The organism is Aeromonas sp. YN13HZO-058 (assembly GCF_001921245.1).
GTDB classification, from domain to species: domain Bacteria; phylum Pseudomonadota; class Gammaproteobacteria; order Enterobacterales; family Aeromonadaceae; genus Aeromonas; species Aeromonas allosaccharophila.
Genome location: NZ_MQSY01000061.1, coordinates 32,918 through 54,795 on the forward strand (window position 1 = coordinate 32,918; position 21,878 = coordinate 54,795).

Below are 21,878 nucleotides of genomic sequence, written 5' to 3' on the forward strand. Positions count from 1 at the left end.
ACCTCAATGTAAGCTAGGCTTCGCGGCATTATATGGCGGTTGCATGACAGTTTTGTTACATCGGAACCGCTTTAACAGCGGTTGTTAGCGGAAAAAAACGCGGGGATTATGTCGAAGGAAAGCGATCGCAATAGATTGTTTATAAAGAGATATTTATGAAGGCAATCAGCAAGGGCAGTCTGCGCTGCCCCCGATTGATTCAGGAAAGGGTATCGTTTGATTGTTGCAGCGCCTGTTTGGCTACCTTTTTCTCGGCACGGCGGCGCTTGAAGAAGGCTGACAACTGGGCCGAGCAGGCATCAGCCAGCACGCCGCCGGTCAGCTCAACCCTGTGATTGTGGCGCGGGTCCTGCAAGATCTCGAACACCGACCCCGCGGCACCGGTCTTGAGATCCCGTGCGCCATAAACCACCCGCTTGACCCGGCTATGGATCAGCGCTCCGGCACACATGCAGCAGGGCTCCAGCGTCACATAAAGAGTGGTGTCGAGCAGGCGGTAATTCGCCAGCTGCTTGCCCGCCGCCCGGATTGCCATCACCTCGGCATGGGCACAGGCATCGTGTTCGCTGATGGAGCGGTTCCACCCCTCGCCCACCACCTGACCATCCAGCACCAGTACGGCACCGACCGGGATCTCGCCAATCCCTTCGGCCCGGGCGGCCAATGCCATAGCATGGCGCATCCACTGTTCGTCCTGCTCGGTTTGACTCGGAGCCCGACTCTGTGTCTCTGGGACCTCTGATGGTTTCACGCCCATCCCCTCTTTATATTGTTCAATTGTGCTGTTTGCATTCCCGCTATCCACACCTGTCAGATAATTCCATAGATAGCAGGCATGATAGCTCGCGGTGACAGGGCGGCGATTATGCCAAATCTGCACGTCAGACCCAAGCCGCATCCTGGCTGAGCAATAAAGAAGCAATCAGCATCTCTATGATAAAAAAGGAGTTGCACCCGTTTGGCCATGCTATTAGACTTCATCCCCGTCAGCCGAGTTCTGACTCCGTCGGTGTGTAGCGCAGCCAGGTAGCGCATCTGCATGGGGTGTAGAGGGTCGGAGGTTCGAATCCTCTCACACCGACCATTTTCCCCGAGAATAGCCCAGTCAAACGACTGGGCTATTTTTTTGCCTCCGATTTATCCTCCTGACGCGGCCTGCCCATCAAGCGCAAAAAACACTCAGAACCACTTGAATCTTTCTTCCGAACTCTTTAAGATGCGCAACTTTCCGCCGGTAGACAAAACAGGGAGGTGGAAACACCAGTGAAGGGATCACTGTCCGGCTTGCGTTCAACACAGGACCAGGCATGCACCAGACCACAGATCTCACACCCGCCAATGCGCTTTATTCCGTTCCTCACGACACCCCTTGCCATACCGAAAACGAAGATGAACAGGTCGTCCAGCTCGATGTGATCGATCTTGCCGAACCGGATGATGACTATTGAGCCCGGCCAGATGGCCGCTCAATCCCCGGCGCATCGCCTGTTCAACGCCCTCCGTTTCCCGCCCTTGGCGAGAAATCAGCAAAAAACGACAAACTGCTAATTCCATCGAGGATGGCAGTATTATTGACTGAAGCTTCTCCCCCCTCCCTCCCCGGCATTTCCCCCGGCAACTGATACAAACCTACGTTATTGCGCTTCACTTTCCATCGCTGCAGCCGCTGGTGCCAACAGAACCCACATCACCACCTCGAGTTTAAAACGTGCGTTCACCAAACAGCCCTAGCAATAGCAAAACCTTCATTGCCTTATTCAAACGCACTTTATACGGCTGTTTTGGCAAAGCCTGGAGTTAGGTCGGGATTTGTTTTTGCATTTGTAATTTTATTACGTAATAAGTTACGAAACGAGAGGCCAGGTAACAGCCCAAATTAGCCGTTGTCCGATGGGAAAAAGCAGGAGCATAACCATCTGCGTAGAGCTTTTATACCAATCCAATAAAACAATAAAAAACATAAACTTAACTATGTAGTGGAAACAGCTGTTTAAAAAAAACTGTTGACGTAATCAACAATATTTCGCACCTTATCAATCGTGTTATCCCGCTGTTACGGGAAGTTTGCAAGAACAGGGATTCGACTTTAGTCGTAGTTAGTTAGTTCAAAATGTAATTCTCAAAGGAGTGAACCTTATGTCGGCACCGGCTCAGACCCACTGCAGCGCCCGCCTTCGCATCCAGGGCGAGATGCTGCCCGAATACGCGCAAATTCTGACGCCGGACGCGGTGGCTCTGGTCTCCGAACTGGTGGAACGTTTTGCTCCCCAAAGAGGGGAATTGCTGAAACAACGTGTGGCACGTCAGGCTCGTATCGATGGCGGCGAGCTGCCGGACTTCCTGCCGGAAACCGCCCACATCCGTGAAGGTGACTGGACCATTCGCGGCATTCCCGCCGACCTGCAAGACCGCCGTGTGGAGATCACCGGCCCGGTCGAGCGCAAGATGGTGATCAACGCCCTCAACGCCAATGTCAAAGTGTTCATGGCGGACTTCGAGGACTCACTGGCCCCCGCCTGGAATAAAGTGATCGAGGGTCAAATCAACCTGCGCGATGCGGTCAACGGCACCGTCTCTTACACCAGTCCGGAAGGCAAGGCTTATACCCTGAACCCCAATCCGGCCGTCCTCATCTGCCGGGTCCGTGGTCTGCACCTGCCGGAAAAACATGTCACCTTCGATGGCGAGCCGATCCCCGGTGGTCTGTTCGATTTTGCCCTCTATTTCCTGCACAACTATCAGGCGCTGCTGGCCAAAGGCTCGGGCCCCTACTTCTACGTGCCTAAATTGCAGAGCAATCTGGAAGGGCGCTGGTGGAGCGAGGTATTCGCCTGGACCGAGGACAAGTTCGGCCTGCCCCGCGGCACCATCAAGGCCACCGTGTTGATCGAAACCCTGCCAGCAGTGTTCGAGATGGATGAGCTGCTCTATCAGATGAAGGATCACATCGTCGCCCTCAACTGCGGCCGCTGGGACTACATCTTCAGCTACATCAAGACCTTGAAGAACCATCCGGATCGGGTACTGCCTGATCGTCAGGTGGTGACCATGGACAAACCATTCCTCTCCGCCTACTCGCGGCTGCTGATCAAGACCTGTCACAAGCGCGGCGCGCTGGCGATGGGGGGCATGGCCGCCTTTATTCCGGCCAAGGATGCCGCCATCAACGAGCAGGTGTTTGCCAAGGTCAAAGCCGACAAGGAGCGCGAAGCCAACAACGGCCACGATGGTACCTGGGTCGCCCACCCCGGCCTCGCCGATACCGCCATGGCGGTGTTCAACGCCACCATAGCGGCTGGCGCCAAGAACCAGATCGGCGTGCTGCGCGAGCAGGATGCCCCCATCACCGCCGCTGACCTGCTGGCCCCCTGTGAGGGCGAGCGCACCGAGGCGGGGATGCGCACCAATATCCGGGTCGCCCTGCAATATCTCGAGGCCTGGATCAACGGTAACGGCTGCGTGCCCATCTACGGTCTGATGGAAGATGCCGCCACCGCCGAGATCTCCCGCACCTCGATCTGGCAGTGGATCCGCCACGGCAAGAGCCTGTCGAACGGCAAAGTGGTGACCAAGGAGCTGTTCCGCCAGATGCTGGCCGAAGAGCAGGACGTGGTCAAAGCCGAGGTAGGTACCGAACGCTGGCAGGCTGGACGCTTTGCCGAGGCGAGCGAACTGATGGAAGAGATCACCTGCGCCGATACTCTGATCGATTTTCTGACGCTGCCCGGTTACGAGCGGCTCTGAACTCCGGGCCTCCCCAGCGGAGCCCGCCAATAACAAGTCAATGGAAACGTGAAATCAATGAAAGAGGGAACTGATATGGCACTGACCCGTGAGCAACAGATCCAGGCTATCGAGAAAGACTGGGCGGAAAACCCCCGCTGGAAAGGGATCAAGCGCGGCTACAGCGCCGAAGATGTGGTGAACCTGCGCGGCAGCTTGCAGCCGGTGCACACCCTGGCCCAACGCGGCGCCGACAAGCTGTGGGAACTGATCCACGGCGACGCCAAAAAAGGCTACGTCAACTGCCTCGGCGCCCTGACAGGTGGTCAGGCAGTGCAACAAGCCAAGGCGGGGATCGAAGCGATTTATCTCTCCGGCTGGCAAGTGGCGGCGGACAACAACTTGTCCTCCACCATGTATCCGGATCAGTCCCTCTACCCGGCCAACTCGGTGCCGTCCGTGGTGGAGCGCATCAACAACTCCTTCGCCCGTGCCGACCAAATCCAGTGGGCCAACAAGGTTGGGCCGCAGGACGAAGGCTTTATCGACTACTTCCTGCCGATCGTGGCCGATGCGGAAGCCGGTTTCGGTGGCGTGCTGAACGCCTTTGAACTGATGAAGGGGATGATTGAAGCGGGTGCTGCTGGCGTGCACTTCGAAGATCAGCTCGCTTCCGTCAAGAAGTGCGGCCATATGGGTGGCAAGGTGCTGGTACCAACTCAGGAAGCGGTGCAGAAGCTGGTTGCAGCCCGTCTGGCGGCCGATGTGTGCGGCACCACCACGCTGGTGATCGCCCGTACCGACGCCAACGCCGCTGACCTGTTGACCACCGACGCCGACCCGTACGATTCAGACTTCCTGACTGGCGAGCGTACTGCCGAAGGGTTCTACAAGGTACGTGCCGGTATCGATCAGGCCATCGCTCGCGGTCTGGCTTACGCCCCCTACGCCGACATGGTGTGGTGCGAAACCGCCAAACCGGATCTGGACGAAGCGCGTAAATTTGCCGAAGCGATCAAGGCCAAGTTCCCGGATCGCATCCTGGCCTACAACTGCTCCCCGAGCTTCAACTGGAAGAAGAATCTGGACGATGCCACCATCGCCCGCTTCCAGCAAGCGCTCTCCGACATGGGTTACAAGTACCAGTTCATTACCCTAGCGGGTATCCACAACATGTGGTTCCACATGTACGAACTGGCCTACCAGTACGCCCGTGGCGAAGGGATGAAGCACTACGTCGAGATGGTGCAGGAGCCGGAATTTGCCGCCGCCAGCCGTGGCTATACCTTCGTGGCACACCAGCAGGAGGTCGGTACCGGCTACTTCGACAAGGTGACTACCGTCATTCAGGGTGGCCAATCCTCGGTCACCGCGCTGACCGGCTCCACCGAAGAAGATCAGTTCCACTGATAGGCAGAACTCTTTGAGAGAGTCCTTGAGATAGCAAAACCCCGGCTTGATGCCGGGGTTTCTTTTTGAAAGGCCCTTCTCCCGAAGGGAGAAGGAACAAAGCTATAGAACCGGTTCACGGTCTGTGACGAGAGGTCGTCAGCGAGGTGAAGAGCAGCGCAGGAACCGGAGTGTATATGGATACATGAGCCCCTTGCTTTCACATAAGCGAGCAGCACATGAGCCTTGCTCACGGCCTCGCAGTAAGAATGTGGCCAGGTTCTCAGAGCTCGAGGATCTCTTTGACAAAGGGAATGGTCAACTTGCGCTTGGCGCGAAATGAGGCGTTGTCGAGCTGATTGAGGGTGGTGAGCAGGGTGCGCATATCGCGGGAGAGTCGGTTGAGCAGGAAGCGGCCCACATCGATGGGCAATTTGAAGCCCCGCAGCTCGGCACGCAGCTGCAGGGCACTGAGCTTGCCTTCATCATCCAGCTCTTCGAGATGGAAACTGACACCCCAGTCGAGGCGCGAAGCGAGATCCGGCAGTTGCAGCCCCAGTTTGCGCGGTGCGCTGCAGCCGGTGACCACCAGCGTCCCCTCGCCCTTCTCCTGCCAGCGGTTGTAGAAGTCGAACAGTGCCCGTTCCCACACGGCATTGCCGGCGATCGCCTCGAGGCTGTCGAGACAGACCAGCGGCAGGCTTTCTAGGGCATCGAGCATGCTGGGATCGAGCTGTTCAAACTGATCGAGGGAGAGATAGGCCGCCGCCGCATCGCGGGCGTTGACCTCGGCACAGGTGGCGTGGAGCAGATGAGAGCGTCCGGATCCCTTGGCTCCCCAGAAATAGAGGAAAGGCGATCCCTGACCGATGGCCGCGTTCTTGAGGGCGGTGATCAGATGAGCATTGGTGCCGGGATAAAAACTGACGAAGGTTTCATCATCCGGTAGTTGTACGGCTAAAGACAGTTGGGCCGGTTGCTTCACTCGTTGGGCTTTGACTGTGACATTTGTGGCTAAGTGTATCATCGCAAAGGCAGATAGAGAACCGCCCGGACCAGCCGGGCGGTCTACAAAAGCCTTATAAAATCAGGGCTGCGACCATTGGTAACGCAAACCGCTGCCATTATCGTCAACCTTGTGCAGACGACTCTCGAGCTGCAACGCCCGCACCAGCTCGGCCTGCTCCCCTTGCAGGGTAAAGTTGAAGGTGACCTGATCCCCCTCCAGCTTGCCGATCGCCACCTTGCTGACGTTGGCCATCCCCTGCAGCATCTTCTGCACGGCGATCATGCTGTCCACTTCGGAGAGGCCATCCACCACTAGGGTCTGGCTGGTTGCCGGACCCGAGATGCGGGCACCGTAGTTTTTCACCAGCCAGGCTGCCAGGGTATCGGCAAACCCTTGCGCCACTTCAGCCTGAGTGCCACTGCTGTTGCCACGGGTCAGCTCGGTCACTTCACCGGCCGCCTTGGGGCCGTAGAGTCCCCAGTCGATGCTCCACTTGTCACCTTCCGGCGTCAGCTTGCCCAGCACCACCATCTCGGCGCCATAGCGCTGGCTCGCCTGCAAAATCGGATCGGCAAACCGGCCCCAGACATCGGTAGCACTGACCGCCATGTTGTCGTCGAGATCCATCAGCGGGATGCTGATGGGCAGCCCCAGCGTCTGGGCCTGATCGCGCAAGGCTTGCGCCCAGCCATCGCTGGATTGATCCGCCAGCAGGCGACGCTCACCTTGATCCATCACCAGCCAGATGGCCATCTGGGGACGAGCCGGGCCAAGCAGGGCAAACTGGCTCTCGGAGACCAGGCTGTTGACCTTGTCACTCTTGAACTCGGCTTTCAGATACTTGACCGAGTCCTGATCCTGATAGCCATAGCTTTTGACATAGTCGGCCGGGGCCGCCAGCGCCTTGACTACCACCGGCTGGGTGAGGATGTCGCGCTTGCCGGTCACCTTGATCAGCACCTGACCGAGTGCCTGCCCTTGAGCGGCCACCATGTCACCACTGGTCGGTGCCTTGCCCTGATAAAGGTCGGCCACCTGAGCGGCCGAAGCCATGAATGACAAGCCGCAGCAGAGGGCGGTCACAACACGTTTGAACATGAACAGAGTCTCGAAATGGGAGAGTGTGCTTATGGTAGCGGCAAGGCGCATCCTGCGGCAAGGCTGGCACAAGCGGCCACAAACAGCAGAGCCGGCGATGCGCCGGCTCCGATCACCCCTTCCACATGGGAAGCAGGTTAAAGCATTAAGTTACTTGGTACCGAAGATCTTGTCACCTGCATCGCCCAGACCCGGCACGATGTAGCCTTTCTCGTTCAGCCCCTGGTCGACAGAAGCGCAGTAGAGCTCTACGTCAGGGTGAGCGGCTTCCAGCGCCTTGATCCCTTCCGGCGCGGCAACCAGTACCAGCACCTTGATGGATTGGCAGCCTTTCTTCTTCAGCAGATCGATGGTGGCGATCATGGAGCCGCCGGTGGCCAGCATCGGATCGATGACCAGCGCCAGACGCTCTTCGATGTTGCTGACGATCTTCTCGAAATAGGGAACCGGTTGCAGGGTCTCTTCATCGCGGTAGATACCGACCACGCTGACGCGGGCGCTCGGCATGTGCTCCAGCACGCCATCCATCATGCCAAGGCCGGCACGCAGGATAGGTACGACGGTTACCTTCTTGCCCTTGATCTGGTCAACTTCTACTGGCCCATTCCAGCCATCGATGGTAACCTTCTCGGTTTCGAAGTCAGAGGTCGCTTCATAGGTCAACAAACTGCCCACTTCTTTGGCCAGTTCACGGAAACGCTTGGTGCTGATATCGCCTTCACGCATCAGACCGATCTTGTGTTTGACCAGGGGGTGTTTGACTTCAACGACTTTCATTATTATCTCCTCTAACCTGCCGCAAAAAAATCGCGGAATCATACAACAAAAGCCGCCGCTTGTAGAGCATTTCCGCGCAAAAACGCGCAAACGATTTCCTTTCTGGTTTTTCACCGCCACTGTTAGAATACGCCCCGAATTTTACCCTCCACTTCTTTACATGACGGGGAATACGCGTGACTGACAAAACCTCACTGAGCTACAAGGATGCTGGCGTAGATATCGATGCCGGCAATGCACTGGTTGAACGTATCAAGGGCGTGTCAAAGCGCACTCGTCGTCCTGAAGTCCTTGGTGGTCTTGGCGGCTTTGGGGCCTTGTGTCAAATCCCTGCGGGCTACAAGGAGCCGGTACTGGTCTCCGGTACCGATGGTGTGGGCACCAAGCTGCGGCTGGCCATCGACCTGAAGAAGCACGACACCGTGGGTATCGATCTGGTGGCCATGTGTGTCAACGATCTGATCGTACAGGGCGCCGAGCCGCTGTTCTTCCTCGACTACTATGCCACTGGCAAGCTGGACGTCGATACCGCGGCCGCCGTGGTCACCGGGATCGGTGCCGGTTGCGAGCAGTCAGGCTGTGCCCTGGTCGGCGGCGAGACCGCCGAGATGCCGGGTATGTATGAAGGGGAAGACTACGACATCGCCGGTTTCTGCGTCGGTGTGGTAGAGAAGAGCGAAATTATCGACGGCAGCAAGGTCGGTGAAGGGGATGCATTGATCGCGCTGGCCGCCAGCGGCCCCCACTCCAACGGCTTCTCGCTGGTGCGCAAGATCCTGGAAGTCTCCAAGGCCGACGTACATCAGCCGCTGGGTGACACCACTCTGGCCAACGCCCTGCTGGAGCCGACCCGCATCTACGTCAAGCCGGTACTCAAGCTGATCAAAGAGTGCGAGATCCACGCCCTCTCCCACATCACCGGCGGCGGCTTCTGGGAGAACATCCCCCGCGTCCTGCCCGCCAACACCCAAGCAGTGATCGATGAGCAGAGCTGGCAGTGGCCGGCAGTGTTCAGCTGGCTGCAGCAGGCTGGCAACGTCACCCGTCACGAGATGTATCGCACCTTCAACTGCGGTGTCGGCATGATCATCGCCCTGCCCGCCAACCAGCTGGAGAAGGCGCTGACCCTGCTCAAGGCACAAGGCGAGAACGCATGGCACATCGGTCATATCGCCAAGGCAGCCGACGGTGAGGAGCAGGTCGTCATCAAATGATGCGGATCCTCGTCCTAATCTCCGGCAGCGGCAGTAACCTGCAGGCGATCCTCGACCACTGCGCCAGCGGCAAGATTGCCGGTGAAGTGGTCGGCGTCATCAGCAACAAGGCCGATGCCTATGGTCTGGTTCGCGCCAAAGAGGCGGGGGTGGCGACCTCCATTCTGGCCCAGCAGCAGTTTGCCAGCCGGGAGGAGTATGACGCAGCCCTGCTGGCGCTGATGGCAGACTATCAGCCGGATCTGGTGGTGCTGGCCGGATTTATGCGGATATTGAGCGGCGATCTGGTGCGCCACTTCGCCGGGCGGATGATCAATATCCACCCCTCCTTGCTGCCCAAGTATCAGGGCTTGCACACTCACCAGCGTGCTATCGATGATGGGGAGCGTGAGCACGGTGCCAGCGTCCACTTCGTCACCGAAGAGCTGGACGGTGGCCCGGTGATCTTGCAGGCTCGCGTGCCCATCTTCGAAGGGGATGATGCTGATGAGGTAGCGGCACGGGTACAGGCGCAGGAGCACAGCATCTATCCGCTGGTGGTACGCTGGTTCTGCGAAGGCCGGCTGCAGATGGTTGATGGTGCCGTGCAACTCGATGGAGCCCTGCTGGGCCCCGCCGGTTACGCCTGCGAGTAACCGCTAACGACTGCATGTCAGATACAACAAGGGAGGCTTAGGCCTCCCTTGTCATTTCTACCTATCTGCACGATGGCAGCGGTCAGATCCGATTACGTTACGCGGCCAAGCGACCCTAGACCGGATTGTCGATATCGATAAAGGTCACCTCCAGCCCGTGCACTGTCGCCAGCCACTCTCCCAGCGCCTTGATGCCATAACGCTCGGTGGCGTGGTGGCCGGCGGCGTAGAAGTGCATCCCCATCTCGCGGGCGGTGTGAATGGTCTGCTCGGAGGCTTCACCGGAGATAAAGGCATCGATGCCCTGCTCCGCCGCCAGATTGATGTAGCTCTGACCGCCGCCGGTGCACCAGGCCACGGAACGGATAAGCTCGGGGCCGGTATCGCCGCAGTGCAGCGGCTCGCGGCCAAGGCGCTCGGCAATCAGCTTGGCAAAGTCGGCTCCGCTCATCGGCTGCTCCAGCTTGCCCACCATGGCGACACTCTTGCTGTTCCACGGCTCCAGACCACGGCGAACCTTGATATCCAGCAGCTTGGCAAGCTGGGCGTTGTTGCCCACCTCGGGGTGAACATCCAGCGGCAAATGATAGGCAAACAGGTTGATATCGTGAGTCAGCAGGGTCTTGAGACGACGCTGCTTCATGCCGGTGATCTGGGCCGGTTCACCGCTCCAGAAGTAGCCGTGATGGACCAGGATGGCATCGGCTTCGGCAGCCACCGCCGCGTCGATCAGCGCCTGACTGGCGGTGACACCGGTCACAACCTTGCGAATACGCTCGCGCCCCTCCACTTGCAAGCCGTTGGGGCAGTAATCCTTGATGGCATGCGGTTCGAGCAGATGGTTCAGTACGGTTTCGAGTTTTCGATGAGAGATCATAGGGGTCCCTTATTAAGGCTCGGTCCCCTGCTTTACCAATAAAAACAGGGCCCAGGCTCAAAGCGCCAAGGGCCCCATGATAATCGAGCCGGGCCGTCAAGACCATGACAGCCCCCACACAGTGCGGTTTCCCTCCCGGCCTCAGGCTGGCAGGTCGATCCCCGCCTCCCGCATCTGAGCCAGCTTGTAGCGCAGGGTACGCGGACTGATGCCGAGCCGGTCGGCCACCGCCTTGCGGCTGCCGTTACAATCTTGCAGGGTATCGAGGATAATCTGATGCTCCTGCTGCTTGAGCTCACTGCCGAGCCGGTCGCCGCCATAGCTGCGATCCACGCTGACAAACTCCATCTCCTGCTCGTCCAGCTCCTCCAGAATGAGGTGATCACAGTCAATGACCCCGTCGGGGCTTAGGATCAGGGCGCGCTGTACCACGTTGTCCAGCTCCCGCACGTTGCCGGGCCAGGGATGAGCCAGCAGCCGCTCCCGCGAGGCGTCCGTCAACTGTGGTGTCGGCAACCCTTGCTGACTGGCATGAAGCGCCAGCAAGTGTTCCGCCAGCGGCAGAATGTCGCCAGGCCGCTCGCACAGGGCTGACCAGCGCAGCGGGAATACATTGAGGCGATAGTAGAGATCTTCGCGGAACAGGCCATCCTGCACCGCTTTTTTCAAATCCCGGTTGCTGGTGGCGATCACCCGCACATCCAGCGGGATCATCTTGCGACTGCCGAGCCGCTCCACCTCTTTCTCCTGCAACACCCGCAGCAATTTGGCTTGCAACCCCTGATCCATCTCGGTGATCTCGTCAAGCAGCAGGGTGCCCCCCTGCGCCTGCTCGAACTTGCCCGGGCACCCCTGCACCGCACCGGTGAAAGCCCCCTTCTCGTAGCCAAACAGGGTCGCCTCCAGCATGTTTTCCGGAATGGCGGCACAGTTGATGGCGACGAAAGGCTGCTCGGCGCGGCTGGAGTTGTCGTGAATGTAACGGGCCAGCACCTCTTTACCGGTCCCGCTCGGGCCGGTCACCATCACGGTCGCTTCGCTTCTGGCCACCCGGGTCGCCAGCTGGAACAGCTCGGCGGTTTTGGGATCCCCGTAGACCACGGCGCGCTTCTCCACCTTCTGGGCGGGCACGTAGCGGCTAACCTGATTGAGCAGCACCTCCGGCGAGAACGGCTTGGCCAGATAGTCGATGGCCCCTTCGCGCATGGCGCGCACCGCGCCGTCGATGTTGGCGTAGGCGGTCATCAGCAGCACTGGTATCTGCGGATATTGCTGGCGGATGGTGGCCAGCAGGGTGAGACCGTCCATCCCCCCCATCTGGATATCGGAGATCACCATGTCAAACGGCTGACGGGAGAGGGCCAGCAGAGCCCGCTCGCCGCTGTCCGCTTCACGGCACTCATAACCGCCGAGCAAAAGGGTATCCACCAGCGCTTCGCGCAGGCCGTTGTCATCTTCAACTACCAGTATTCTGGCCTGTGTCATGCTACACCTCCAAGCTGCACCGGTTGCTGATGCAGGGGGAACGACAGAGTAAAGCAGGTGCCCTCACCGGGAACCGAGGCCACACCGACCTCCCCCTGATGGGCACGCACTACAGATTGCACCACCGCTAGCCCCAGGCCAGTGCCCTGGGCGCGAGTGGTAAAGAAGGGTTCGAATACCTGACCAAGCTGATGGGAAGGGATCCCCTTGCCATTATCGATGACCCGCATCTCCACCCGGGCACCACTGCGCACCGCGCTGACCAGCAGCGAGGTGGCTCCGGCCTGCTGGGCATTGGCAATCAGGTTGTTGATGGCACCCGCCAGCGCACTGCTGTTAGCCAGCAGACAGAGATCGGGCTCCGGCGCCTCCATGTGCAGCTCGCAGCCCTGCTGCTGGCAGAAGGCCTCGGCACCAGCCTGCACTTCGGCCAGCAGCCCTTGTACCGAGATGGGGGTGACCACCTGATTGTCACCGTTGCGGGCAAACAGCAGGATGTCGTTGATCTGCTTCTCCAGATCCTGCAAACGGGCCATCAGCTTTTGCTGAAACTGAGTGCGGGATTCCGGTTTGAGGGTACGGTTGGCCAGATTGGCGGCATAGAGCATGGCGGCGGAGAGCGGAGTGCGGATCTGGTGGGCGAGCGAGGCCGCCATATTGCCGAGCGCCGACAGCCGCTTCATATGGTTGATGCGGTCTTGCAGTTTACGGGTTTCGGTCAGGTCGTTGATAAAGACCAGCTGGCCGGGTTGATCCGGCAGCGGCTGGGTCGAGAGCTGGACCCGGCGCCCGTCGCGCAGGGAGATTTCGTGGCCATCATCCTCGCGCGGCTCAAAGCAGCGGGCAATGATGTAGCGCCAGAGCTCCCCTTCCAGTGGCTCCCCCAGCAGGGAGATAGCCGCCGGATTCGCGCGGGTGACCACCCCTGCCCCGTCAAGCAGCAACACCCCGGTGGGGAGCGCCTTGAAGATGGCATAGAGCTGGCTCACTTCGTGGGACTGGAGTGGCATGTCCTGCTGCTGGATTGTCATAAACCTGACCTCAAACTGGCTATTGGGTCAGGTTATTCAATTTCCATGCCACTAAAATATATTAATTAAAACAATAGATTGCATGTTGGCGTCAAGGCTTTGACCCTTAGACGTCCTTGCTCATCCCGTACTTTTTCATCTTCTCCACCAAAGTGGTACGGCGCATGCCGAGCAGATCGGCGGCGCGGGCCACCACCCCGTCCTGCGACTCCAGTGCCTGACGGATCAACTCCACTTCGAGGTCGGCCAGCATCTCTTTGAGGTTGACCCCCTCCTCCGGCAACTGCATGGTGCGGGCCGAGGCGAGGGAGTGATCCAGCTCGGGCGGCTCCTGAAACACCGCAGCCAGCGCATCCCGCTCATCCATCTCGGTCAGCCGCTCATCACGCGGCTCGCTCGGCAACAGGCGATAACGGCTCGGCAGATCGGCCACATCGACGATCTGGTGCGGGTAGAGGATCAACAGCCGCTCCAGCAGGTTGGAGAGCTCGCGCACGTTGCCGGGCCAGGGGTACTGCATCAGCGACTCCAGCGCCCGCTGGGTCAACCGGATAAAGCCGTGGTGCTGCTCGGCATGGCGGTTGAGCAGCTCCTGCAGCAGCAACGGAATGTCGTCGATGCGATCTCGCAGCGGCGGCGTCTCAATCGGGAATACGTTGAGGCGGTAGTAGAGATCTTCACGGAAACCCTGGGTGCGGATCATCGCCTCCAGATCCCGGTGAGTAGCCGCGATGATGCGCACATCGGCCTGAATGGGTTTGCCGCCACCGACCCGGTCGAACAGCCGCTCCTGCAGCACCCGCAGCAGTTTGACCTGCATCGGCATTGGCATGTCGCCGATCTCGTCGAGGAACAGGGTGCCCCCCTGCGCCAGCTCGAAGCGACCGCGACGAGCCGCGATGGCGCCGGTAAACGCCCCCTTCTCGTGACCGAACAGTTCGCTCTCCAGCAGCTCGGCGGGAATAGCGCCACAGTTGATGGGCACGAAGGGGCCACTGCTGCGGGAAGAGAGTTCGTGGATAGCGCGAGCCACCACCTCTTTACCGGTGCCGGACTCGCCGAGGATCAGCACGTTGGCATCGGTCTCGGCCACCTGGCTGATGAGCCGACGCACCTCCTGGATCCCCTTCCCCTTGCCCACCAGCAAGCGCAGCAACGCCTGGCCCTTGTCATGGGTCTGCTGACGGGGATGCAAGGAGACAAACGCCTGACAGAAGTGCAAATGACGGGTGAGGGATTCATAGGTAAAGGGCGAGAGCGCGACCCCGATGAAGTTGCTGTTGGGCAGATCGGCCTCAACCAGCGAGAGGAATGGCGTGCGGGGGAAGGCGGCAAGCAGCTCTGACAAGGGACGGTCGGTCAGTTCACCCACCAGCACCCCTTGCAGCGGACCGGAGGATTCGATGGCCACATCCAGATCGCTTTGCGCTACCTCTTGCCACGGGATCCCCATAAACGAGAGCACGGTTCCCAACTGCTGGCGCCGCTGCGCATCGGCATCAACAATCAACACGCCCATCTCCACCATATCCATTCCTCGCGATGTCCTGATCTAACTTATTGTTTTATTGGGTCATAAAACGCGGCAGGGCGATGTCATGACCGGCACAAAGTGCCAAAATTCCGACACATTGTCAAAAATTGTCGTATTCAGGCTAAGTGTATCGACAGAAACGGGAGATTAGATAAATTTTGCCGAGGAATTTTCTGCATGCTGCGCCGCCCATAAACACCGCCCATCGCACAAAGAAAACTGCCCTCGTCAGAGGGCAGCATGCGACACGGTGAGTAGCACTCAGTGGTGATTATGGTGGTGCGGCGCCGCGTAACGACACTCGGGAAAACGGCTGCAGGCCAGGAAGAGGCGACCGGCGTGGGGGCCTTTTTTCGCCTCCCGCTCCACTAGCGGCGCATCGCAGCGGGGGCAGTGGTGTACCTCATGCTCCTCGTCATCCTCCACGTCGGCGAACAGGCCATCGACCAGCTCACCCTCACTCTGTGGCATCTCCACCATCCCCCTGGAGTGGATGGCGGGCTCGTGGAACGACGCGGGCGAGATGGCCTCGGCATGGGCAGTACGGCCACGCATCCCGGCACCGACATCCACGCCGTCCAGCAGCAGAGGGTTGAACGTCGGCTCGCGACGCGCCCCGTGCGGCAGATCCTCTACCAGCGGTTCGCTGGTTTTGACCAGCAGCGGCAGGATCTGTTCGCGCAGCTCTTCCACCAGATAGCTGGCACTTGCCGGGATCTGCAGCAACGGCAGACCGGCGCTGTCGCAGGCGGTTTTCAGAAAGAGATCCCGCGCCTTGCGCTTCTGGTGACGGTGAGAGCTGTCATCAAGCTCGATGGCACAGATAAAGGAGAGGTCCGCGGGGTGGCAAAGCAGATAGTCGAAATGCTTGGCACTGATCTTGTTGAAGTGCTGCTGCCATTTGCTTTTGCCGATCCCGGCCTGCGGCGTCAGCACATCGGCCACCCGCACCTTGGCAAAGACCCGGGCCTTGTCACCCACCGCCAGATCCAGCACTCCGAGAAACGATCGCTCGGCGGGGCTGAACAGGGTCTCCTGCACGTCATAGGGCAGGCGCTTTTGCTGTCTGCCTCTGCTCCAGAAGATCGCCAGCACAAGCAGCGCCAGCAACAGCAATCCCGATACGACAAGGGTATTCATGAGAGCACGATCCAGTTCACAACACGAAAGGGGAACCACTTTACCACAGCCGCCACGGCGCAAGGCAGCAGACAAGCGTATGGAAAGTGTAAAAGTCCCGTCTTTTTATCTATTTGCCCGCAGGCGGGGGTTCATATGACCAGCCACAGCAGGCACAATGGGGATCGAGCCAGAGTTCCAATTTCAAGGAGAGCAGGATGCAAAAGCAATTGGTGGTCACCGTGATCGGTGCAGACAAACCCGGGATCGTCGAGAGTCTGGCGGCCGTCATCAGCCGCGAGCAGGGCAACTGGCTGGGCAGTGCCATGAGCGAACTGGCGGGCCAGTTTGCCGGTATCCTCCATGTCTCAGTGCCCGATGAGCACTATCGCAGCCTGTGCGAAGCGCTGGCCCTGCTGCCGGGTCTGACCATCAGCTTTGCCGAAGGGACACCCACCGCCGAACCGGCTCATCAGGTGATGATGACGGTGACCGGCAACGACCGCCCCGGCATCGTACACGAAGTGGCCAGCATCCTGCGCCAACTCGAGATCAACGTGGCCGATCTCACCACCGGCTGTGAACCGGCCCCCCACTCCGGCGCCCCGCTCTTCTATGCTCACGCGCTGGTAGCCCTGCCCGACGGGCTCGCCATGGATGACCTGATCACCGCGCTGGAATCCCTCTCCGACGATCTGGTGGTCGACATCGACGAGGCGTTCAGCGAGCAGTAACCATCTTGTCATTTATTTGTCATATATTAACGCCATAACTGCCGCGCAGACGCGACCTGAAACAGAGGCACAACATGAGCACCGACAAGCTGTATGAAGAGAAAGAGCTGAGCTGGCTCTCATTCAATGAACGGGTGTTGCAAGAGGCAATGGACAAGACGGTGCCCCTCATCGAGCGGGTCCGTTTTCTGGGGATCTTCTCTTCCAACCAGGATGAGTTTTTCAAGGTGCGGGTGTCGGACGTCAAGCGCCGCATTCTGATCAACGAAGTACATGGCGGCGATGATGAAGCCAAGGTGCTGCTGCGCGCCATCCAGCAGAAAGTGATGGCGCTCGGTGAGGCGTTCGACAACACCTACAAGGAGTTGTTGATTGCGCTGGCCCGCCACAACATTTTCCTGGTCAACGAGAACCAGCTTTCCGAGGCGATCCAGAAGTGGCTGCGGGTCTTCTTCAAGGAGAAGGTGCTGCGCCACATCATCCCGATCCTGCTCAACAAGGAGGTCAATCCGGTCAAGTTCCTCAAGGATGAGTACACCTATCTGGCCGTCGAGATGAAGAAGAACGGTCAGGTGATCCAGTATGCCCTGGTGGAAGTGCCGACCGATGACCTGCCCCGCTTCTTCCAGCTGCCGCCGGAAGGAACCCGCCGCAAGAAGCAGATCATCATTCTGGATAACGTCATCCGCTTCTGTCTCGACGAGATCTTCAAGGGCTTCTTCGACTACGACGAGATTGCCGCCTATGCGGTTAAGCTGACCCGGGATGCCGAATACGGGCTCTCCGACCAGCTGGACTTGAGTCTGCTGGACAAGATGAGTGACGGCTTGAAGCAGCGTCTCACCGCCATGCCGGTGCGCTTCGTCTACGAGCGGGAGATGCCCGCCGCCATGATAAGCTTCCTCAAACTCAAGCTGCAGATCAGCAGCTACGACGCCATCATGCCGGGCGGGCGCTACCACAACTTCAAGGATTTCATCGGCTTCCCCAACGTGGGCCGTGACTATCTGGAAAACCCCAAGCTGCCGGCGCTGGATTGCCGCGATTTTGACGGCTTCGTCAACGCCTTCGACGCCATCACCAAGCAGGATATTCTGCTCTATTACCCGTACCACAAGTTCCACCACTTCACCGAGCTGGTGCGCCAGGCGGCGTTCGATCCGGCGGTCAGCGCCATTCGCATCAACATCTATCGGGTGGCCAAGAAGTCGCGCATCATCCACTCCCTCATCGACGCCGCCAACAACGGCAAGAAGGTGACCGTGGTGGTGGAGCTGCGCGCCCGCTTCGACGAGGCGGCCAACATCGACTGGGCCAACATCCTGACCGATGCCGGCGTCAAGGTGGTGTTCGGGGTGCCGAGCCTCAAGATCCACTCCAAGCTCTGCCTCATCACCCGCCACGAGCAGGGTGAGGCGGTGCGCTACGCCCACATCGGCACCGGCAACTTCAACGAGAAGACCGCCAAGATCTACACCGACTTCTCGCTGCTGACCCGCAATCCGGATATCACCGCCGAAGTAGAGGGGGTGTTCGAATACATCGAATATCCGTATCGGCGCTACAAGTTCAACCACCTGCTGGTCTCCCCCATCAACAGCCGCCGTCAGCTCTATCGTCTCATCGATAACGAGCTATCCAACGCCAAGGCGGGCCAGCCGAGCGGCATCATCCTCAAGATCAACAATCTGGTGGACAAGGATCTCATCAACCGCCTCTATGCCGCCGGTCAGGCGGGGGTGCCAATCCAGATGATCATCCGTGGCATGTGCGCCCTGCGTCCGGGCGTACCAGGCCTCAGTGACAACATCAAGGTGATCAGCATCATCGACCGCTTCCTTGAACATCCGCGGGTGATGGTGTTCCACAACAAGGGCAACCCCCAGCTCTATATCTCCAGCGCCGACTGGATGAGCCGCAATATCGACGGCCGGATCGAGGTGGGCACCCCCATTTATGACGAGCGGCTCAAGCAGCGCATCATGGACATTCTCGAACTACAACTGAGTGATACCTGCAAGGCGCGGGTCATTGATGCCGACCAGCAGAACGAATATGTGAAGCGGGGCAACCGCCGCAAGATCCGCTCTCAGGTGGCGATTTACGACTATCTCAAACGTATCGAGTCAAACAATGGACAATAGTCTCTATGCCGCCGTGGATCTCGGCTCCAACAGTTTTCACATGGTGATCGCCCACCTGAGCGAAGGACGTTTTCGCATCGTCGATCGCATCAAGGAGCGCGTGCGTCTGGCCGAGGGGATGGATGAGCAGAAACGCATGAGCCCGGAGGCGATGGAACGCGGCCTCGCCTGTCTGTCGCTGTTTGCCGAGCGGCTCACCAATATCAAGCCGGATCAGATCCGCATCGCTGGCACCTACACATTGCGCCGCGCCAGCAATGCCCGCGAATTCGTCAGCGAAGCGGCCAAGGTGCTCAACCACCCCATCGAGATCATCAGCGGGCAGGAGGAGGCGCGCCTCATCTATCAGGGGGTCGCCCATACCCAGCATATCGAGGGTCAGGTGCTGGTAGTGGATATCGGCGGCGGCAGCACAGAACTCATCATCGGCGAGGGGTTTGATCACAAGGCCCTCACCAGCCGCAAGATGGGGTGTGTCAGCTTTACCCAGAGCTTCTTTGCCAGCGGCAAGCTGAGCGAGAAAAACTTCAGCAATGCGGTGCTGGAGGCGCAGCACCAGCTCGCCCCCATCATCAACCAGTATCGCAAGCTGGGCTGGCAGAGCTGCCTTGGCAGCTCCGGATCCATTCGTACCGTGCGCGACGTATTGCAGGGCGAGGGCTGGACCGATGGCTGCATCACCCTCGAGGGCTTGGAACATCTCAAGGCCGTCATGATCGAACGCAAGCGGGTCGATAACCTCAAGCTGGCGGGGCTCACCGAAGAGCGCCTGGAGGTGTTTGCCGCCGCGGTCGCCATCCTGCTCGGACTTTTTACCTCGCTGCCTATCGAGCGACTGGACTACTCTGACGGCGCCCTGCGTGAAGGGCTGCTCTACGAGTTCGAGGAGCGCTTGCAGCACCACGATATCCGCGAGCGTACCGCACAGGCGCTCGGCACCCACTACCGGATGGACCGCAAACAAGCTGCCCGGGTAGAGCAGACCGTATTGACCCTGTTCGATGCCTTGCAAGAGCCGTGGCAGATGGAAATAGAGCCCTATCGCGCCATCCTCGGCTGGGCGGCGCGGCTGCACGAAATTGGCCTTGCCATCAACTACAGCGGCATCCATCGCCACTCCGCCTACATCCTGCAACACACCGACCTGCCCGGCTTCAATCAGGACGATCAGGCCCTGCTGGCCGCGCTGGTACGCTTTCAGCGCAAGGGGCTCAAGCTCTCCGAGCTGCCGCCCCTGCCCAACCACGACCTGCAAACGGTGCTGCGCTGCATCCGTATTCTGCGCCTCGCGGTGGCCGCTCACCACAAGCGCCAGGATAACCTGCTGCCAGAGTGGAAAGTCGCAGTGCAAGGCGATCAGCTGGTCGTGACCCTGCCGATCGACTGGTGCGAGGATAACCGTCTCTTGATGCAGAATCTGGAGAAGGAGCATCGTTATTGCCAGGAGCAGGGCTGGCCACTGTTGTTCCAGCTCGGCTAAACCGGAAAGATAAATGCAAAAGGCAGCCCACTGGCTGCCTTTTGCATATCAATCTGCCCGTTACTGCAACTCGGGCAACAACCACTTGGCCATCTCGAAGTAGATGATAAGGCCGGTACCATCTACCAGCGTCGCGATGAACGGCGCAGAGACCACCGCCGGATCGATGCGGAAACGGCGCAGCACCATGGGAATAATGGACGCGACCGTGGCACTCCAGAGCACGATGGCGATGATGGTAAAGGTCACCACCATACCGATCTGGGGGCCGACGCCGAGACTCCATGCCCGGATCCAGGCCGCAACCGCAATGGCCGCAGAGATAAGCAGACCGGTGGAGAGCTCCTTTTTCAGCACGGTGCCGAGATTGCGCAGACTCACCTCTCCGACCGCCATGGCTCGTACTATGGTGGTGGTGATCTGGGTGCCACTGTTACCACCGGTACCGATCAGCAAGGGGATAAAGAACGCCAGCGCGATGGCCGCCTCCAGCTGCTCCTCAAAGGCCCGCAGCACGGTGCCGGTATAGGCTTCCGCCACAAACAGGATCAGCAGCCAGCCCACCCGCTTGCGCCATAGCTGCCAGGGCGTCGCCTGCAGGTAAGGGGTATCGAGCGGCGATGAGCCACCCTGCATCTCGGCATCCTCGGTGGATTCGAGCTCCAAGATATCAGCCGCATCGTCGACATGGAAAATACCGACCAGTCGTCCCTGATCCTCGACCGGCAATACCGACAAGTCGCGGTCAATCAGCAGGCGCGCTGCCAGCTCCTGATCCGCCCGGGCGTTGATCCGCACTGTCTCCCGATCCATCAGGCTTGCCACGCTAGCCAGCGGGTCGGCGATCAGCAGGGTCTTGAGAGAGAGGCTCCCTTGCAGACGGCCATCCCCGTTGACCACATAGATGTGGCGAAACAGCTGGGCATTGTCCCAGGCATCGTGGATCAGCTGTTTGGCGTGACCGACCGTGTCCTCCTCCCGCACCGCCAGATATTCGTGGCGCATGTTGGCCCCCACCGATTCGGTGGGCCAATCCAGCAGAGAGTAGTACATGGCCTGAGCCTGGGTCGGGAAACGGGCCAGCAACATGGTGCGATCCTGACGGCTCAATTTGCGCAGGATGGCCACCATCTCGCGACGGGGAATGGCCTCCTGCAACACGCTGACAATGCTGCCATGCAGCCGCTGCAACAGGCGACCGGCACTCTCGGCAGAGAGTGAGCCAAGCAGCTCTGCACCTTGCGGGGCAGGTAGCGTATCAAAGACACAGTTGAGCTCTTCTGGCCGCAGGGTCAGCAGTTGATCGGCGCGCTGAACCGGATCCAGATTGGACTCCAGCCAGCCCTGCAGGGCAGCCAGATCGAGCAGTTGGTGACGGTTAAGAATGGTATGTGTTTTCTTCATCACAGATATCCTCATGTGATTTCAGGCAAGCCTGAACGCCTCCGGAAATGGCCGGATGCAACGATAAGAAAACAGCAATTTGATTGACGAGTAATAGGCAGGAAATGACGCCGTTCGGCGTGTCATCATCCCCACGTACCAGCTTTAGGGAAGGTGCGAACAAGTCCCTGATGTGAGATCATGAGTCCCACTTGGCATCAGGGATAAGGTTCAGCATGAGTCACC

At 59.3% G+C, this 21,878-nt stretch carries 18 protein-coding genes and 1 tRNA gene; 9 read left to right on the forward strand and 10 right to left on the reverse strand.

The features are described from left to right. Positions 1 to 199: 199 nt before the first annotated feature. On the reverse strand, positions 200 to 751 hold the full coding sequence (tadA, locus tag BSP75_RS15765) for a tRNA adenosine(34) deaminase TadA (protein WP_075113834.1): 552 nt from the start codon (positions 749 to 751) through the stop codon (positions 200 to 202). 256 nt (positions 752 to 1,007) lie between these two features. Here tadA and BSP75_RS15775 point away from each other — a divergent pair. From BSP75_RS15775 to aceA, 4 genes are all read left to right on the forward strand, one after another. Beyond that, a tRNA-Pro gene (locus tag BSP75_RS15775) sits at positions 1,008 to 1,084 on the forward strand. Between the two features lie 223 nt (positions 1,085 to 1,307). Further along, positions 1,308 to 1,448, forward strand: coding sequence for a hypothetical protein (locus BSP75_RS21835; RefSeq protein ID WP_162851501.1), 141 nt, complete (start codon positions 1,308 to 1,310; stop codon positions 1,446 to 1,448). A 688-nt stretch (positions 1,449 to 2,136) separates the two neighbouring features. Further along, complete coding sequence (aceB, locus tag BSP75_RS15780) at positions 2,137 to 3,744, forward strand: malate synthase A (RefSeq protein WP_075113826.1); 1,608 nt, start codon at positions 2,137 to 2,139, stop codon at positions 3,742 to 3,744. A gap of 75 nt (positions 3,745 to 3,819) precedes the next feature. Further along, entirely contained in the window at positions 3,820 to 5,133 is a 1,314-nt protein-coding gene (gene aceA / locus BSP75_RS15785) for an isocitrate lyase (protein WP_019446693.1), read from the forward strand. A gap of 262 nt (positions 5,134 to 5,395) precedes the next feature. On the opposite strand, the gene hda is transcribed toward aceA, so the two are convergent. From hda to upp, 3 genes are all read right to left on the reverse strand, one after another. Next, positions 5,396 to 6,097, reverse strand: a complete 702-nt coding sequence (gene hda / locus BSP75_RS15790) for a DnaA inactivator Hda (RefSeq protein ID WP_021231044.1) — start codon at positions 6,095 to 6,097, stop codon at positions 5,396 to 5,398. A gap of 102 nt (positions 6,098 to 6,199) precedes the next feature. Then, positions 6,200 to 7,219 carry a DUF2066 domain-containing protein gene (locus tag BSP75_RS15795; protein ID WP_075113827.1) on the reverse strand — a complete coding sequence of 340 codons (1,020 nt, stop codon included), beginning with the start codon at positions 7,217 to 7,219 and terminating at the stop codon, positions 6,200 to 6,202. A gap of 150 nt (positions 7,220 to 7,369) precedes the next feature. Continuing rightward, positions 7,370 to 7,996, reverse strand: coding sequence for a uracil phosphoribosyltransferase (upp, locus tag BSP75_RS15800; protein ID WP_005320172.1), 627 nt, complete (start codon positions 7,994 to 7,996; stop codon positions 7,370 to 7,372). Positions 7,997 to 8,172: 176 nt separating this feature from the next. Between upp and purM the strand changes: the two genes are divergently transcribed. Next, the gene (gene purM, locus BSP75_RS15805; protein WP_042057390.1) at positions 8,173 to 9,210 is read left to right on the forward strand and encodes a phosphoribosylformylglycinamidine cyclo-ligase; all 1,038 of its coding nucleotides are present in this window, start codon (positions 8,173 to 8,175) and stop codon (positions 9,208 to 9,210) included. Continuing rightward, entirely contained in the window at positions 9,207 to 9,845 is a 639-nt protein-coding gene (purN, locus tag BSP75_RS15810; protein WP_058053735.1) for a phosphoribosylglycinamide formyltransferase, read from the forward strand. The genes purM and purN overlap by 4 nt, the downstream gene beginning before the upstream one ends. Before the next feature lie 115 nt (positions 9,846 to 9,960). Here purN and BSP75_RS15815 read toward each other — a convergent pair whose 3' ends face one another. The 5 genes from BSP75_RS15815 to BSP75_RS15835 form a co-directional block, all read right to left on the reverse strand. Beyond that, the gene (locus tag BSP75_RS15815; protein ID WP_075113828.1) at positions 9,961 to 10,722 is read right to left on the reverse strand and encodes a Nif3-like dinuclear metal center hexameric protein; all 762 of its coding nucleotides are present in this window, start codon (positions 10,720 to 10,722) and stop codon (positions 9,961 to 9,963) included. A 141-nt stretch (positions 10,723 to 10,863) separates the two neighbouring features. Beyond that, on the reverse strand, positions 10,864 to 12,207 hold the full coding sequence (locus BSP75_RS15820) for a sigma-54 dependent transcriptional regulator (RefSeq protein WP_058053733.1): 1,344 nt from the start codon (positions 12,205 to 12,207) through the stop codon (positions 10,864 to 10,866). Continuing rightward, a complete protein-coding gene (locus tag BSP75_RS15825) occupies positions 12,204 to 13,238 on the reverse strand; it encodes an ATP-binding protein (RefSeq protein ID WP_075113829.1) in 1,035 nt (344 codons plus the stop codon). Before BSP75_RS15825 ends, BSP75_RS15820 begins: the two co-directional genes overlap by 4 nt. 106 nt (positions 13,239 to 13,344) lie before the next feature. Beyond that, positions 13,345 to 14,766, reverse strand: a complete 1,422-nt coding sequence (locus tag BSP75_RS15830; protein WP_042057396.1) for a sigma-54 dependent transcriptional regulator — start codon at positions 14,764 to 14,766, stop codon at positions 13,345 to 13,347. Between the two features lie 267 nt (positions 14,767 to 15,033). Next, the gene (locus tag BSP75_RS15835) at positions 15,034 to 15,912 is read right to left on the reverse strand and encodes a DUF2726 domain-containing protein (RefSeq protein WP_075113830.1); all 879 of its coding nucleotides are present in this window, start codon (positions 15,910 to 15,912) and stop codon (positions 15,034 to 15,036) included. A 197-nt stretch (positions 15,913 to 16,109) separates the two neighbouring features. On the opposite strand from BSP75_RS15835, the gene BSP75_RS15840 reads away from it, so the two are divergent. The 3 genes from BSP75_RS15840 (at position 16,110) to ppx (ending at position 20,249) form a co-directional block, all read left to right on the forward strand. Next, complete coding sequence (locus BSP75_RS15840; protein WP_033138700.1) at positions 16,110 to 16,625, forward strand: ACT domain-containing protein; 516 nt, start codon at positions 16,110 to 16,112, stop codon at positions 16,623 to 16,625. Between the two features lie 74 nt (positions 16,626 to 16,699). Next, positions 16,700 to 18,769 carry a polyphosphate kinase 1 gene (gene ppk1 / locus BSP75_RS15845; RefSeq protein ID WP_075113831.1) on the forward strand — a complete coding sequence of 690 codons (2,070 nt, stop codon included), beginning with the start codon at positions 16,700 to 16,702 and terminating at the stop codon, positions 18,767 to 18,769. Beyond that, complete coding sequence (gene ppx, locus BSP75_RS15850; protein WP_075113832.1) at positions 18,759 to 20,249, forward strand: exopolyphosphatase; 1,491 nt, start codon at positions 18,759 to 18,761, stop codon at positions 20,247 to 20,249. The genes ppk1 and ppx overlap by 11 nt, the downstream gene beginning before the upstream one ends. A 60-nt stretch (positions 20,250 to 20,309) precedes the next feature. Here ppx and mgtE read toward each other — a convergent pair whose 3' ends face one another. Then, positions 20,310 to 21,653 (reverse strand): magnesium transporter, encoded by a 1,344-nt coding sequence (gene mgtE, locus BSP75_RS15855; protein ID WP_058053728.1) that lies wholly within the window; start codon positions 21,651 to 21,653, stop codon positions 20,310 to 20,312. Positions 21,654 to 21,878 lie beyond the last annotated feature (225 nt).

What these genes read in the sequence shown, in the direction of transcription:
- BSP75_RS15815 (WP_075113828.1), bottom strand. Translation starts at nt 10,722, where the DNA reads ATGATCTCTCATCGAAAACTCGAAACCGTACTGAACCATCTGCTCGAA.
- mgtE (WP_058053728.1), bottom strand. Translation starts at nt 21,653, where the DNA reads ATGAAGAAAACACATACCATTCTTAACCGTCACCAACTGCTCGATCTG.
- ppx (WP_075113832.1), top strand. Translation starts at nt 18,759, where the DNA reads ATGGACAATAGTCTCTATGCCGCCGTGGATCTCGGCTCCAACAGTTTT.
- upp (WP_005320172.1), bottom strand. Translation starts at nt 7,996, where the DNA reads ATGAAAGTCGTTGAAGTCAAACACCCCCTGGTCAAACACAAGATCGGT.
- aceA (WP_019446693.1), top strand. Translation starts at nt 3,820, where the DNA reads ATGGCACTGACCCGTGAGCAACAGATCCAGGCTATCGAGAAAGACTGG.
- BSP75_RS15825 (WP_075113829.1), bottom strand. Translation starts at nt 13,238, where the DNA reads ATGACAATCCAGCAGCAGGACATGCCACTCCAGTCCCACGAAGTGAGC.
- ppk1 (WP_075113831.1), top strand. Translation starts at nt 16,700, where the DNA reads ATGAGCACCGACAAGCTGTATGAAGAGAAAGAGCTGAGCTGGCTCTCA.
- BSP75_RS15830 (WP_042057396.1), bottom strand. Translation starts at nt 14,766, where the DNA reads ATGGTGGAGATGGGCGTGTTGATTGTTGATGCCGATGCGCAGCGGCGC.
- BSP75_RS15835 (WP_075113830.1), bottom strand. Translation starts at nt 15,912, where the DNA reads ATGAATACCCTTGTCGTATCGGGATTGCTGTTGCTGGCGCTGCTTGTG.
- BSP75_RS15820 (WP_058053733.1), bottom strand. Translation starts at nt 12,207, where the DNA reads ATGACACAGGCCAGAATACTGGTAGTTGAAGATGACAACGGCCTGCGC.
- BSP75_RS15795 (WP_075113827.1), bottom strand. Translation starts at nt 7,219, where the DNA reads ATGTTCAAACGTGTTGTGACCGCCCTCTGCTGCGGCTTGTCATTCATG.
- BSP75_RS21835 (WP_162851501.1), top strand. Translation starts at nt 1,308, where the DNA reads ATGCACCAGACCACAGATCTCACACCCGCCAATGCGCTTTATTCCGTT.
- purN (WP_058053735.1), top strand. Translation starts at nt 9,207, where the DNA reads ATGATGCGGATCCTCGTCCTAATCTCCGGCAGCGGCAGTAACCTGCAG.
- BSP75_RS15840 (WP_033138700.1), top strand. Translation starts at nt 16,110, where the DNA reads ATGCAAAAGCAATTGGTGGTCACCGTGATCGGTGCAGACAAACCCGGG.
- aceB (WP_075113826.1), top strand. Translation starts at nt 2,137, where the DNA reads ATGTCGGCACCGGCTCAGACCCACTGCAGCGCCCGCCTTCGCATCCAG.